General features: G+C 69.6%; 12 protein-coding genes. 2 read left to right on the forward strand and 10 right to left on the reverse strand.

The window, feature by feature from the left end; all coding sequences use genetic code 11:
- Position 1: 1 nt before the first annotated feature.
- From whiA to BST10_RS08065, 8 genes are all read right to left on the reverse strand, one after another.
- The gene (whiA, locus tag BST10_RS08030) at positions 2 to 979 is read right to left on the reverse strand and encodes a DNA-binding protein WhiA (RefSeq protein WP_109559457.1); all 978 of its coding nucleotides are present in this window, start codon (positions 977 to 979) and stop codon (positions 2 to 4) included.
- The gene (gene yvcK, locus BST10_RS08035; protein WP_013829212.1) at positions 976 to 2,055 is read right to left on the reverse strand and encodes a uridine diphosphate-N-acetylglucosamine-binding protein YvcK; all 1,080 of its coding nucleotides are present in this window, start codon (positions 2,053 to 2,055) and stop codon (positions 976 to 978) included. The genes whiA and yvcK overlap by 4 nt, the downstream gene beginning before the upstream one ends.
- Complete coding sequence (gene rapZ / locus BST10_RS08040; protein ID WP_083037374.1) at positions 2,052 to 2,987, reverse strand: RNase adapter RapZ; 936 nt, start codon at positions 2,985 to 2,987, stop codon at positions 2,052 to 2,054. The genes yvcK and rapZ overlap by 4 nt, the downstream gene beginning before the upstream one ends.
- Positions 2,984 to 4,942, reverse strand: a complete 1,959-nt coding sequence (uvrC, locus tag BST10_RS08045; protein WP_083037375.1) for an excinuclease ABC subunit UvrC — start codon at positions 4,940 to 4,942, stop codon at positions 2,984 to 2,986. The genes rapZ and uvrC overlap by 4 nt, the downstream gene beginning before the upstream one ends.
- A gap of 67 nt (positions 4,943 to 5,009) precedes the next feature.
- Positions 5,010 to 5,501: a PH domain-containing protein gene (locus tag BST10_RS08050; RefSeq protein WP_083037376.1), complete on the reverse strand. Its 492-nt coding sequence runs from the start codon at positions 5,499 to 5,501 to the stop codon at positions 5,010 to 5,012.
- Entirely contained in the window at positions 5,501 to 5,980 is a 480-nt protein-coding gene (gene ribH, locus BST10_RS08055) for a 6,7-dimethyl-8-ribityllumazine synthase (protein ID WP_083037377.1), read from the reverse strand. The genes BST10_RS08050 and ribH overlap by 1 nt, the downstream gene beginning before the upstream one ends.
- Before the next feature lie 28 nt (positions 5,981 to 6,008).
- On the reverse strand, positions 6,009 to 7,286 hold the full coding sequence (locus BST10_RS08060) for a bifunctional 3,4-dihydroxy-2-butanone-4-phosphate synthase/GTP cyclohydrolase II (RefSeq protein ID WP_013829217.1): 1,278 nt from the start codon (positions 7,284 to 7,286) through the stop codon (positions 6,009 to 6,011).
- 96 nt (positions 7,287 to 7,382) lie between these two features.
- Positions 7,383 to 7,991: a riboflavin synthase gene (locus BST10_RS08065; protein WP_083037378.1), complete on the reverse strand. Its 609-nt coding sequence runs from the start codon at positions 7,989 to 7,991 to the stop codon at positions 7,383 to 7,385.
- 52 nt (positions 7,992 to 8,043) lie between these two features.
- On the opposite strand from BST10_RS08065, the gene BST10_RS08070 reads away from it, so the two are divergent.
- The gene (locus BST10_RS08070; RefSeq protein WP_041318040.1) at positions 8,044 to 8,742 is read left to right on the forward strand and encodes an LppX_LprAFG lipoprotein; all 699 of its coding nucleotides are present in this window, start codon (positions 8,044 to 8,046) and stop codon (positions 8,740 to 8,742) included.
- Positions 8,742 to 10,310, forward strand: coding sequence for an MFS transporter (locus BST10_RS08075; RefSeq protein WP_083037379.1), 1,569 nt, complete (start codon positions 8,742 to 8,744; stop codon positions 10,308 to 10,310). The genes BST10_RS08070 and BST10_RS08075 overlap by 1 nt, the downstream gene beginning before the upstream one ends.
- Before the next feature lie 129 nt (positions 10,311 to 10,439).
- Here the strand turns inward: BST10_RS08075 and ribD are convergent, their stop codons facing one another.
- Positions 10,440 to 11,471: a bifunctional diaminohydroxyphosphoribosylaminopyrimidine deaminase/5-amino-6-(5-phosphoribosylamino)uracil reductase RibD gene (ribD, locus tag BST10_RS08080; RefSeq protein ID WP_083037380.1), complete on the reverse strand. Its 1,032-nt coding sequence runs from the start codon at positions 11,469 to 11,471 to the stop codon at positions 10,440 to 10,442.
- 10 nt (positions 11,472 to 11,481) lie between these two features.
- Positions 11,482 to 12,159, reverse strand: coding sequence for a ribulose-phosphate 3-epimerase (rpe, locus tag BST10_RS08085; protein WP_205277399.1), 678 nt, complete (start codon positions 12,157 to 12,159; stop codon positions 11,482 to 11,484).
- Between the last annotated feature and the right edge of the window lie 4 nt (positions 12,160 to 12,163).

The following is a 12,163-nucleotide window of genomic DNA, read 5'->3' on the forward strand; positions in this document are numbered from 1 at the left end:
CTCAGGCGTCTTCCAGCAACTCCGGGGTGACCGCGGACTCGGTGTCGGGGATGCCGTCCTGCTTGGCCTTGCGGTCGGCCATCGACAACAACCGCCGAATCCGGCCGGCCACCGCATCTTTGGTCATCGGCGGATCGGCGAGCCGGCCCAGTTCCTCCAGCGACGCCTGCCGGTGCTCGACGCGCAGCCTGCCGGCCGAGGCCAGGTGCTCGGGGACGGTGTCGCCCAGAATGTCCAGGGCGCGTTCCACCCGCGCCGCGGCGGCCACCGCGGCGCGGGCCGAACGACGCAGGTTGGCGTCGTCGAAGTTGGCCAGCCGGTTGGCCGTCGCACGCACCTCACGGCGAATCCGGCGTTCCTCCCACACCAGCCGGGTGTCCTGGGCGCCCATCCTGGTCAGCAATGCGCCGATCGCCTCGCCGTCACGCACCACCACCCGGTCCGCACCGCGCACCTCGCGGGCCTTCGCGCTGACCCCGAGCCGCCGTGCCGCACCGACCAGCGCCAGCGCCGCCTCCGGACCGGGACAACCGACCTCCAGCGCCGAGGACCGGCCCGGCTCCGTCAACGATCCGTGCGCCAAAAACGCTCCCCGCCAAGCGGCTTCGGCGTCGGCCACGCTGCCGCCGACGACCTGGGCGGGCAGGCCGCGCACCGGCCGGCCACGTAAGTCCAGCAATCCGGTCTGGCGGGCCAGTGCTTCCCCGTCCTTGGTGACCCGCAGCACGTAGCGGGTGTTCTTGCGCATCCCGCTCGCCGACAGAACGTGCACGATCGCGCTGTAGCCGTACAAGTCGAAGATGTCCTTGCGCAACCGGCGCGCGATGACGCCCAGATCCACCTCGGCTTCGACCACGACCCGACCGGCCACGATGTGCAGCCCGCCGGCGAAGCGCAGCAACGCCGCGACCTCGGCGCGGCGCGCCGTGACCGAACTAACCACGAGACGGCTCAGCTCGTCCTTGACTTCCGCCGTCATCGCCACGACTTGTCACCTCCCGGCCCGAGCCCGCTCGGTCCACTCACGCCGGATCGCCGGCCCCCGCCCTCGACGGGCGCTGTGGCCGGTGTCGGGATCCGCGGCGACGACGCGCCGGCTGCCCGAACCTCGTCCAGCGCTGCCGCCAACTTTCCTGGGTCATGTAAAGGTGTACCAGGTCTGGCGACGTCCACGAACCGAACCTCGGCTTCGAACAAGGTCGCCGCGCGACGCAACTGTTCGCGTTCGCGCTCGCTGGGCACCCGGCCGGCGTCGATGATGATGTGATCGACGGTGAAACCCGGGGCGTGCTGGGCCAAGACGTGCAGATGCCGCTCGACCGAGAATCCGGCGGTCTCCCCCGGTTCGGCGACCAGGTTGAGCACCAGGGCGCGGCGGGCTTTGGTGCCCTGCAGCGCCGAGGCCAGCCCGGGCACCAGCAGGTGCGGGATCACGCTGGTGAACCACGATCCCGGGCCCAGCACCACCAGATCCGCCGCCATGATGGCGTCGACGGCTTGCCGGGTCGCCGGCGGATTGCCCGGCAGCAGCCGCACCCGGCGAACCTTGCCCGGCGTGGTCGCGATCGCCACCTGGCCCCGGATCACCCCAAACAGCCGCGGGTCGGCGTCGAGTCCGGACACGTCGGCTTCGATCTGCAGCGCGATCGGGCACATCGGCAGCACCCGTCCCTTGACGCCGAGCATCCGCCCGAGTTCATCGAGCGCCGCCACCGGGTCGGCCAGCACCTCATTGAGTCCGGCCAGCAGCAGATTGCCGATCGGGTGGCCGGCCAGCGCCCCGGTGCCGCCGAACCGGTGCTGCAGGATGGTGGCCCACAGCCGTCCGGTGGGGCTGTCGGAGGCCAATGCCGCCAGCGCCATGCGGAGATCCCCCGGCGGCACCACGTCCAGCTCGCCGCGCAACCTCCCCGACGAGCCGCCGTCGTCGGCCACGGTGACCACCGCCGTAACGTGCGGGGTCAGCCGCCGGGCAGCCGACAGCGTCGCATACAGACCGTGCCCGCCGCCGAGCGCAACGATGCCCGGGTTACCGCCGGCGGGCTCGATGCTCATTCGCGACCCAGATCCCGGTGCAGTACGCGCACCGACAGCTCGTCCAACGCGTCCTCGGTGTCCAACCGCTGCGCCAGCGCCTCGGCGATGGCGACACTGCGGTGCTTGCCGCCGGTGCACCCGATGGCCACGGTCATGTATCGCTTTCCCTCTCGTCGGTAGCCGCCCACCACCAGCGACAGCAGCCGATGGTAGGCGTCGAGGAATTCGTCTGCACCCGGCTGGCTCAACACGTAGTCGCGCACCGCCGGATGCTGGCCGGTGTGCGGACGCAGTTCGTCGACCCAGTGCGGATTGGGTAGAAACCGCACGTCCATCACCATGTCGGCGTCCATCGGCAGACCGTACTTGTAGCCGAAGGACTCGACGGTAACCGATGTCGGAGCACTGATGGCGTCCCCGCCGAACATCTCCTCGATGCTCTCCCGCAGCTCACGCACACTGAGCACCGAGGTGTCGATCACCAGGTCGGCCACCGCACGCACCGGCGCCAGCATGACCCGCTCGGCGGTGATGCCCTCGGTGAGCGTCTGCTGGCCCTGCAGCGGATGACTGCGCCGGTTGTGCTCGTAGCGGCGGATCAACACGTCGTCGCCGGCCTCCATGAACAGCACCCGCGGGTTGATGCCGCGGGTGGCCAGCTCGGTGCGCACCGAGTCGAGGTCACCGGTGAATCCGGCCGAACGCACGTCCATCACCACCGCCAGCTGGGTGATCCGGGAGCCTGCCGCCAATCCCAGGTCCACCATCCGGGCGATCAGCTCCGGCGGCAAGTTGTCCGCGACGTACCAGCCCAGGTCCTCGAGCACCTTGGCCGCGGTCCCGCGCCCCGCACCGGACAGCCCGGTGACCAGCACCACGTCGATGCCCGCGCCGTCGCCGGGGCCGCCGACGTCGCGTTCCCGCACGCCCTTCGGTAATTCGCTGTTCATCCCGACATCCGTTGCTGTTCAGCGGCACCCGTCGCGCCGTCGGCCCCCAGTGCCTCGAGTACGGCCGCCGCGGTCGCCGCGCCGATTCCCGGGATCGAGGTGAGCTCCTCGACGGTAGCCCGTTTCAACCGCGCCACCGAGCCGAAATGGGAGATCAGCACCTTGCGCCGATGCTCACCGAGCCCGGGCACCGCGTCCAGCACCGACGCCGTCATCCGTTTGGACCGCTTGCTGCGGTGGTAGGTGATGGCGAACCGGTGGGCTTCGTCGCGGATCCGCTGCAGCAGATACAGGCCTTCGCTCTGCCTCGGCAGAATGACCGGGTCCGGCTCGGAGGGCACCCACACCTCCTCCAGCCGCTTGGCCAGGCCGATCGTCGCGACGTCGGTGATACCGAGTTCGGCGAGTACCGCGGCCGCCGCGTTGACCTGCGGGGCGCCCCCATCCACCACATACAGGTTCGGCGGATAGGCGAACTTACGTGACTTGCCCTCCGGGGCAAGAACTTCGGTGTCCAGGTGACGACGAAACCGGCGGCGGGTCACCTCGGCGATCGATGCCACGTCGTCGGAGCGGCCCTGCCCTGCCGCCTCCCGGATAGCGAAGTGGCGGTAGTCCGACTTGCGGGGCAAGCCGTCCTCGAACACCACCAGGGACCCGACCACGTCGGTGCCCTGCACGTGGCTGATGTCGACGCATTCGATGCGCAGCGGAGCGTCGGCGAGCCCCAATGCCTCCTGAATATTCTGCAGCGCAGCGGACCTGGCGGTGAAGTCCCCGGCCCTCTTCAACTTGTGCTGCTGCAGTGCGTCTTTGGCGTTCCGCTCCACGGTCTCGGCCAGTGCGCGCTTGTCACCGCGCAACGGCACCCGCAGCGACACCCGCGAACCCCGCAGGTCGCACAGCCAGCTGGTCAGCTCGTCGGCGTTGCCCGGCAGGCAGGGCACCAGCACTTCACGCGGGACCGGGTTGGCCGGCTCGTCGGCGGCCCCCTCCAATTCGGCTTGATCACCGTAGAACTGGGTGACGAACTGCTCGACGAGGCGTTCCAGGGAGCTCTCCGCATCGCCGGTGTCACCGGGTTTCTCGACGATCCATCCGCGCTGCCCGCGTACTCGGCCGCCGCGCACGTGAAACACCTGCACCGCCGCTTCCAACTCGTCCTCGGCGAACGCCACCACATCGGCATCGGTGCCGTCGCCGAGCACCACAGCCTGTTTTTCCAGGGCGCGTTTCAGCGCCGCGACGTCATCGCGCAGTCGTGCAGCGCGTTCGAAGTCCAGTTCGTCGGAGGCGGCCAGCATCTGTTGTTCGAGGCTGCGGACCAGGCGGTCGGTCTTGCCGGCCAGAAAGTCGCAGAAGTCGTCGACGATCCGGCGGTGCTCTTCGGCGCTGACCCGCCCGATGCACGGGGCCGCACACTTTCCGATGTAGCCCAGCAGGCAGGGCCGGCCGATCTGCTGGTGGCGCTTGAACACCCCGGCCGAACAGGTCCGGGCCGGAAAGACCCGCAGCAACAGATCCAGGGTTTCGCGGATCGCCCAGGCGTGCGAGTAAGGACCGAAGTACCGGACCCCCTTGCGGCGTGGTCCGCGATAGACCATCAGCCGCGGGTATTCCTCGTTGAGGGTGACGGCCAGCACCGGATAGGTCTTGTCGTCGCGGTAGCGGACATTGAACCGCGGGTCGAACTCCTTGATCCAGTTGTACTCCAGTTGCAGCGCCTCGACCTCGGTGGTGACCACCGTCCACTCCACCTTCGCGGCGTTGGTCACCATCTGGCGGGTGCGCGGGTGCAGGCCGGCGACATCGGCGAAGTAGGACGTCAGCCGCGACCGCAGGCTTTTCGCCTTGCCCACGTAGATGACCCGGCCGTGCGGGTCGACGAACCGGTAGACACCGGGCTCGATGGGAATGGAGCCGGGCGCCGGGCGATAGGTCGCGGGGTCTGGCACGTGACCAGGCTACTTTCTACTGCGAGCCGACGTGAAAGCCCCACTTTTCATGCAAAGCCGGGAGTCTTCACTGGGGGCTCCTCCCGCTTGCGGGGGACTTCTCGCCTGGGGGACGGTAGCGCGCCACCAGGATCCGCAGCGTGCGCATGGCTTCCACGGCGGCCTCCTTGTCGGCGGACTGGATGGCCACCAGCGGAATGTATTCGTCGTCCGGCAGCTCCAGCCGGGCCCATCGCTTGCCCGGCGGGAAGGATACGCCGAGCACATCCGACCACGGGATCAACCGGTCGCCGAGCCCGTTACGCACCGACACCCCGGATTCGCCCGCCCGCACCCGCGCCCGGGTCCACACCAGCAACGAGCCGGCCACAATGATGCCCAGCACCACCACCGCCACCCGGTCATAGGTGCGGAAGATGACGCCGCTGGAGCGGATCGTCAGCAGAAAGCTCACTACGACGTGGATCGCCACGATCAGGATCGCCGCACTCCACAAGCCGATGCGCATCAGCCGCGGACGCACCTCCAGATCCCACTGCGGGGATCCCGACCGGGCCATCACGGCGCGGCGCGCAGGCCGCGCAGGGTCAGCGCCGTGCTCAGCGCGGCGGCGGCCGCCTGGGCCCCCTTGTCTTCGCTCGACTCGGGCAGTCCGGCGCGGTCCAGCGCCTGCTCCTCATCGTTGACCGTGAGCACGCCATTGGCCACCGGTATCGCCGCATCCAGCGACACCCGGGTCAGCCCTTGGGTGACCGCGTCGCACACGTAGTCGAAATGCGGTGTCCCACCGCGGATCACCACTCCCAGTGCGATGACCGCGTCATGGTTGCGGGCCACTTCCTGGGCCACCACCGGAATCTCGATGGCCCCGAGCACGCGCACCACCGTCGGTTCGGCGATCCCGGCGTCGGTGGCCACCGTGCGGGCGCCGGCCAGCAGGGCGTCACAGATCCGCGCGTGCCAGGTGCTGGCCACGATCGCCAAGCGCACGCCCGAGGCGTCCAGTGCCGGCATGTCCGGCACACCCAGGCCGCTCATCGGCGCCGCTCTTCTCGGACAGCGCGGCTCACAGCGCCCCGCCGAACTCACCCGGCAGGTGTGAGGAATCGTCGAACTCCTCCAGCCCGGTCAGGTCGTGGCCCATCCGGTCCCGCTTGGTCATCAGGTAGCGGATGTTCTCGGCGTTGGCCCGTACCGGCAGCGGAACCCGCTCGATGATGTGCAACCCGTAGCCGTCCAGCCCGACCCGCTTGGCCGGGTTATTGGTGAGCAGCCGCATCGAGCGGACGCCGAGGTCCACCAGGATCTGCGCCCCGATGCCGTAGTCGCGCGCATCGGCCGGCAGCCCCAGTTTGAGGTTGGCGTCCACGGTGTCGTCGCCGGCGTCCTGCAACTGGTAGGCCTGCAGCTTGTGCAGCAGCCCGATGCCGCGGCCCTCGTGCCCGCGCATGTAGAGCACCACCCCGCGGCCCTCGTGCGCCACCATCGCCAGCGCGGCATCGAGTTGTGGCCCGCAATCGCAGCGCCGTGAACCGAATACGTCACCGGTCAGGCACTCGGAGTGCACTCGGACCAGCACGTCGTCGCCGTCGTTGTGCGGACCGGCGATCTCGCCGCGAACCAGCGCCACGTGCTCGACGTCCTCATAGATGCTGGTGTAGCCGACCGCCCGGAACTCGCCGTGCCGGGTCGGGATGCGGGCCTCGGCGACTCGCTCGATGTGCTTCTCGTGCTTGCGGCGCCACTCGATCATGTCCGCGATCGAGATCATCGCCAGGCCGTGCTCGTCGGCGAAGACCCGCAGCTCGTCGGTCTTGGCCATCGCGCCTTCGTCCTTTTGGCTGACGATCTCGCAGATCGCGCCGGCGGGCTGCAGGCCGGCCATCCGGGCCAGGTCGACCGCGGCCTCGGTGTGGCCCGGCCGGCGCAGCACCCCGCCGTCCTTGGCCCGCAGCGGCACCACGTGGCCCGGCCGGGTGAACTCGTCGGCGGCGGCAGCCGGGTCGGCCAGCAGCCGCATCGTCGTGGCCCGGTCCGAGGCCGAGATCCCCGTTCCGACATTGTTTTTCGCGTCGACGGTGACGGTGTAGGCGGTGCCGTGCTTGTCCTGGTTAAGCGCATACATCGGCAGCAGGCCCAGCCGGTCGCAGATGGCGCCGTCCAGCGGCACGCACAGATACCCGGAGGTGTAGCGCACCATGAACGCCACCAGTTCTGGGGTGGCCTTCTCCGCGGCGAAGATCAGGTCGCCTTCGTTCTCCCTGTCCTCGTCGTCGATGACGACGACGGCTTTTCCTGCCGCGATGTCGGCAACCGCCCGCTCGACGGTGTCCAACTTCGTCATCTATGCCACCTTGAATTCGCCGTCTCCGGGCCGCCCGATCGGCGTAACCCGCCCGTCCAGTATGAACCACTCCCAGGCCAGGGTTTGCCGCCTGACTCATCGAGCGGGATTTGTCACCAGCCGCTCGACATACTTGGCAATGACGTCCACCTCGAGATTGACCAGTGCGCCGACCGGGGCGCGGCCCAGCGTGGTCAGCTGCAGTGTGGTCGGGATCAACGACACCTCGAAGAAGTCGTCGGGGTCACAGCCCAGCCCGGCGACGGTCAGCGAGATGCCGTCGACGGTGATCGAGCCCTTCTCCACCACGTAGCGCGCCAGCGGCGCCGGCAGCGCGATCCGCACCACTTCCCAGTGCTCCGCGGGCCTGCGGTCCAGCACCCGTCCGGTGCCGTCGACGTGCCCCTGCACGATGTGCCCGCCCAGGCGGCTGCCCAGCGCGGCCGCGCGCTCCAGGTTCACCGGCCCGCCGACCTGCAGGGATCCCAGGCTGGACCGATCCAGCGTCTCGCGCATCACATCGGCGGAGAAGCGGCCGCCGGGCAGCACCTCCACCACCGTCAGGCACACCCCGTTGACGGCGATCGAATCGCCGTGGCGGACGTCGGACACGACGGTCGGGCCGTGGATGACCAGGCGCGCGGCGTCAGTCAGCTCGTCGCGGCTGACCAGCTCGCCCAGTTCCTCGACGATTCCGGTGAACATCACAACAGGCTATGCGCCCGCTGGACCGCCCCGGCTGGGCGGCCTCTATACGATGTCACCCATGCGCAGACTTGTGATCGCCCTGGCCACCGCCACCACCGCCGCCGCGCTGTTCGCCGGCTGCTCCAGTAAGGATGCCGGCGGTCCGCTGCCGGACGCGACGACGCTGGTCAAGGAGTCGGCCACCACCACCGCCGACCTCAAGAGTGCCCACCTGGCCCTCTCGGTGACCGGCCAGATCAAGAACCTGCCGGTCAAGACGCTCGAGGGCGATCTGACCAACGAACCGACGACGGCGGCCAAGGGCAACGCGACGATCACGATGCTGGGCTCGGACGTCGACGCCAAGTTCGTGGTGATCGACGGCGATCTGTACGCGGCGATCACCGGTGACGACTACGACAACTACGGCGCCGCCGACAAGATCTACGACGTGGCAGCGATCCTGAGCCCCGACAAGGGGCTGGCCAACATGCTGGCCAAGCTGAAGGACCCGAAGGCGCAGGCCCGCGACACCATCAACGGCCAGAAGGCGGTCCGCGTCACCGGCGATGCGCCCGCCGACGCCGTGAACGCCCTGGCCCCGCAGCTCAAGGCCACCGCGTCGACGCCGGCCACGGTCTGGATCCAGGAGGATGGCGACCACCAGCTGGTCCAGGCCCAGCTCGACCCCAGTGCCGGCAACTCGATCCAGATGACGCTGTCGAACTGGAATGACCCGGTCACGGTTGAGAAGCCGGCGGGAGCGTGATGCGGGTCAACCGCAGACTCGCAATCAGCGCAGGTAGCCTCGCGGTCCTGCTCGGTGCCCTCGACACCTACGTCGTGGTCACCATCATGCGCGACATCATGGCGCCGCAGCCTGCCGGTGTCGGGATCCCGATCAACAAGATCCAGCAGCTCACCCCGATCATCACCTGCTATCTGCTCGGCTACATCGCCGCGATGCCGCTGCTGGGGCGGGCATCGGATCGTTTCGGCCGCAAGCTGCTGCTCCAGGTGAGCCTGACCACGTTCGCCATCGGCTCGGTGGTGACCGCACTGGCGACCGATCTGTCCACGCTTGTCGTGGGCCGCACCATCCAGGGCGTCGCCAGCGGCGCGCTGCTGCCGGTGACCTTGGCACTGGGCGCCGACCTGTGGTCGCAGCGCAACCGGGCCGGTGTACTCGGCGGGATCGGCGCCGCCCAGGAACTGGGCAGCGTCCTCGGACCGCTCTACGGCATCTTCATCGTCTGGCTGCTGCGGGATTGGCGCGATGTGTTCTGGATCAACGTGCCGCTGACCGCGATGGCGATGGCGATGATCCACTTCAGCCTGCCGTCGCGGGCCGACGCCGCCCCGGACGACGCGCCGCCCGAACGCGTCGACGTGGTCGGCGGGCTGCTGCTGGCGGTTGCGCTCGGGCTGGCCGTCATCGGCCTGTATAACCCCGAACCCAACGCCAAGCAGGCGCTGCCCGACTGGGGCCCCCCGGTGTTGGCGGGCGCCTTGGCGGCCACGGTGCTGTTCGCGCTGTGGGAGCGGTTCGCCCGCACCAAGCTGATCGACCCGACCGGCGCCCGGTTCGGGCCGTTTTTGGCCGCACTGGGCGCTTCGGTGTGTGCCGGCGCGGCATTGATGGTCACGCTGGTCGACGTCGAACTGTTCGGGCAGGGCGTGCTGGGCATGACCCAGAACGAGGCCGCCGGATTGCTGCTGCGGTTCCTGGTCGCGCTACCGGTGGGTGCGCTGTTGGGCGGCTGGATCGCCACCCGGGTCGGCGACCGGGGGGTGACGTTCGTCGGCCTGTTGATCGCGGCCGGCGGCTACTGGCTGATCTCGAAATGGCCGGTCGATCTGCTGGCCTACCGGCATGACATCTTGGGCCTGTTCTCGCTGCCCGCCCTGGACACCGACCAGATGCTGGCCGGCTTCGGGCTGGGGCTGGTGATCGGCCCGTTGACGTCGGCGGTGATGCGGTCCGTACCGCCGCGCGAGCACGGCATCGCCGCGTCCGGGGTGGTGGTGGCCCGCATGACGGGGATGCTCGTCGGGCTGGCCGCCCTGTCGGCATGGGGCCTGTACCGCTTCAACCAGATCCTGGCCGGTATCCCCAAGGTGCCCGGCGGCAGCCTGGCCGAGAAGATGGCCGCGACCGCGCACAATTCGAAGCTGGCGTTCGCCATGATGTACGGCGAGATCTTCGGGATCACCGCGATCGTATGTGTGGTGGGCGCAGTGCTCGGGCTGTTCATCGGCAGCAACAAGGATTCCGTCGAGGACCCCGACGCCGGTTCCTCCGCGAGCGTGCGCGTCCCCGAGCGCCACGCCGGCTAGCAGCTCGGGATTGCGCACACCGGGACCGGCGAATCGCTGAGATCGCTTCCACGGGCGTCGATTTCGAGAGAATCACAGCCCTCGGCGCAATCTCGGCGAACGCCGCGTCGGCGGCGGTTGGCGCGCCGGTCAGTGCGGAACCAGGGACAACAGCAGGTCCGGGCCGATCGGCTCGACGGTGTCGAACCGCCAACGCAGCGCCCGGGCGATGCTGGAGACCCCAACGTCGTCGACGGCGGTGATCGGCCCGCCCAGCAGGATCGGCGCCACATAGGCCAGGATCCGGTCGATGGCCCCGGCCCGCAGGAACGCCCCGGCCAGCGTGGGACCGCCCTCCAGGAGCACATCGGTGCGATCCGAGAGCGCCCGCAGCACCTCGGCCGGATCGTGGGTGCGGATCACCATGGTGCGCGAGTCGTCGTTGAGCACCTGGGCGTCCGCGGAGATCTCGCGCTCTCCCACCACCACACGCAGCGGCTGCCGGTCGGCCAGGGTGCCGTCGGGCAGCCGGGCGGTCAGCGTCGGATCGTCGACGAGCACCGTTCCGGTGCCCACCACGATGGCGTCCGCGGCCGCGCGGCGGCGGTGCAGGTCGGCCCGCGCCGCCTCGCTGGTGATCCATTGACTCGACCCGTCGGCGGCCGCGCTGCGCCCGTCGATGCTGGTGGCGTATTTCCACGTCACGTGCGGCAAACCGGTGCGCTGCTTGTGCAACCACTCCCGCAGCGGCCCGACGGTCACCGCGGCGGCCTGCACCCCGGAGAGCACCTCGATCCCGGCCGCTGCCAGCCGCGCCGGCCCGCCGGCCGCCTCGGGATTGGGGTCCTCGACGGCATAGACCACCCGTGCCACACCGGCGGCCAGCACCGCCTCCACGCACGGCGGCGTTCGGCCGTGGTGGTTGCAGGGCGCCAGCGTGACCACCACGGTGCCGCCGGCGGCCAGCTCGCCGGCGCGGCGCAGCGCCACCACCTCGGCGTGCGCCTCACCGGTCGGCCGGGTCCCGCCGACGCCGACCACCTGGCCGTCACGGTCCAGCACCACTGCACCCACCGGAGGATTGGGATAGGTGTTTCCCTTGACCTGCTGCGACTGGTCGATCGCAAGCAGCATCGCCGCATCGAAACCGGCGGCGTCCGTCGCGGCCGGGGCGGTACTCATGCCTCGGCACTCATGCGCGCAGATGCGGCGACGCGGCGAGGGCCTGGCGGCGCAGTGATTCGACCGCGGCGCCCGGGTCCTCGGCGCTGTAGACGGCCGAGCCCGCGACGAAACAGTCGACGCCGGCCTCGGCGGCCTGTTCGACGGTGTCGGCGTTGATGCCGCCGTCGATCTCCACCAGGATGCTCAACTCTCCGGCGTCGACCAGCTTGCGCACCGTGCGCACCTTGCTCAATACGTCGGGGATGAAGGACTGCCCGCCGAATCCCGGTTCCACCGACATCACCAGCAAGGTGTCGAAGTTCCGCAGGATCTCCAGGTAGGGCTCCAGCGGCGTGCCCGGTTTGATGCTGAGCCCGGCTCTGGCGCCGGCGGCCCGGATGTCGCGCGCGACCGCGATCGGGTCGTCGGTGGCCTCGGCGTGGAACGTGACGTTGTAGGCGCCCGCCTCGGCGTACGGCGGCGCCCACCGGCCCGGGTCCTCGATCATCAGATGGCAGTCCATCGGGATGTCGGTGGCCGCCAGCAGGCTTTCCACCACCGGCAGGCCGATCGTCAGATTGGGCACGAAGTGGGCGTCCATCACGTCGACGTGCAGCCAGTCCGCGCCCTTGACGGCATCGGCCTCCTCGGCGAGCCGGGCGAAGTCCGCCGACAGGATCGACGGCGCGATCATGGGTCGTGACACGGTG

Source organism: Mycolicibacter algericus DSM 45454 (assembly GCF_002086455.1).
GTDB classification, from domain to species: Bacteria; Actinomycetota; Actinomycetes; order Mycobacteriales; family Mycobacteriaceae; genus Mycobacterium; species Mycobacterium algericum.

What these genes read in the sequence shown, in the direction of transcription:
- whiA (WP_109559457.1), bottom strand. Translation starts at nt 979, where the DNA reads ATGACGGCGGAAGTCAAGGACGAGCTGAGCCGTCTCGTGGTTAGTTCG.
- yvcK (WP_013829212.1), bottom strand. Translation starts at nt 2,055, where the DNA reads ATGAGCATCGAGCCCGCCGGCGGTAACCCGGGCATCGTTGCGCTCGGC.
- rapZ (WP_083037374.1), bottom strand. Translation starts at nt 2,987, where the DNA reads ATGAACAGCGAATTACCGAAGGGCGTGCGGGAACGCGACGTCGGCGGC.
- BST10_RS08050 (WP_083037376.1), bottom strand. Translation starts at nt 5,501, where the DNA reads ATGGCCCGGTCGGGATCCCCGCAGTGGGATCTGGAGGTGCGTCCGCGG.
- ribH (WP_083037377.1), bottom strand. Translation starts at nt 5,980, where the DNA reads ATGAGCGGCCTGGGTGTGCCGGACATGCCGGCACTGGACGCCTCGGGC.
- BST10_RS08060 (WP_013829217.1), bottom strand. Translation starts at nt 7,286, where the DNA reads ATGACGAAGTTGGACACCGTCGAGCGGGCGGTTGCCGACATCGCGGCA.
- BST10_RS08065 (WP_083037378.1), bottom strand. Translation starts at nt 7,991, where the DNA reads ATGTTCACCGGAATCGTCGAGGAACTGGGCGAGCTGGTCAGCCGCGAC.
- BST10_RS08070 (WP_041318040.1), top strand. Translation starts at nt 8,044, where the DNA reads ATGTCACCCATGCGCAGACTTGTGATCGCCCTGGCCACCGCCACCACC.
- BST10_RS08075 (WP_083037379.1), top strand. Translation starts at nt 8,742, where the DNA reads ATGCGGGTCAACCGCAGACTCGCAATCAGCGCAGGTAGCCTCGCGGTC.
- ribD (WP_083037380.1), bottom strand. Translation starts at nt 11,471, where the DNA reads ATGAGTACCGCCCCGGCCGCGACGGACGCCGCCGGTTTCGATGCGGCG.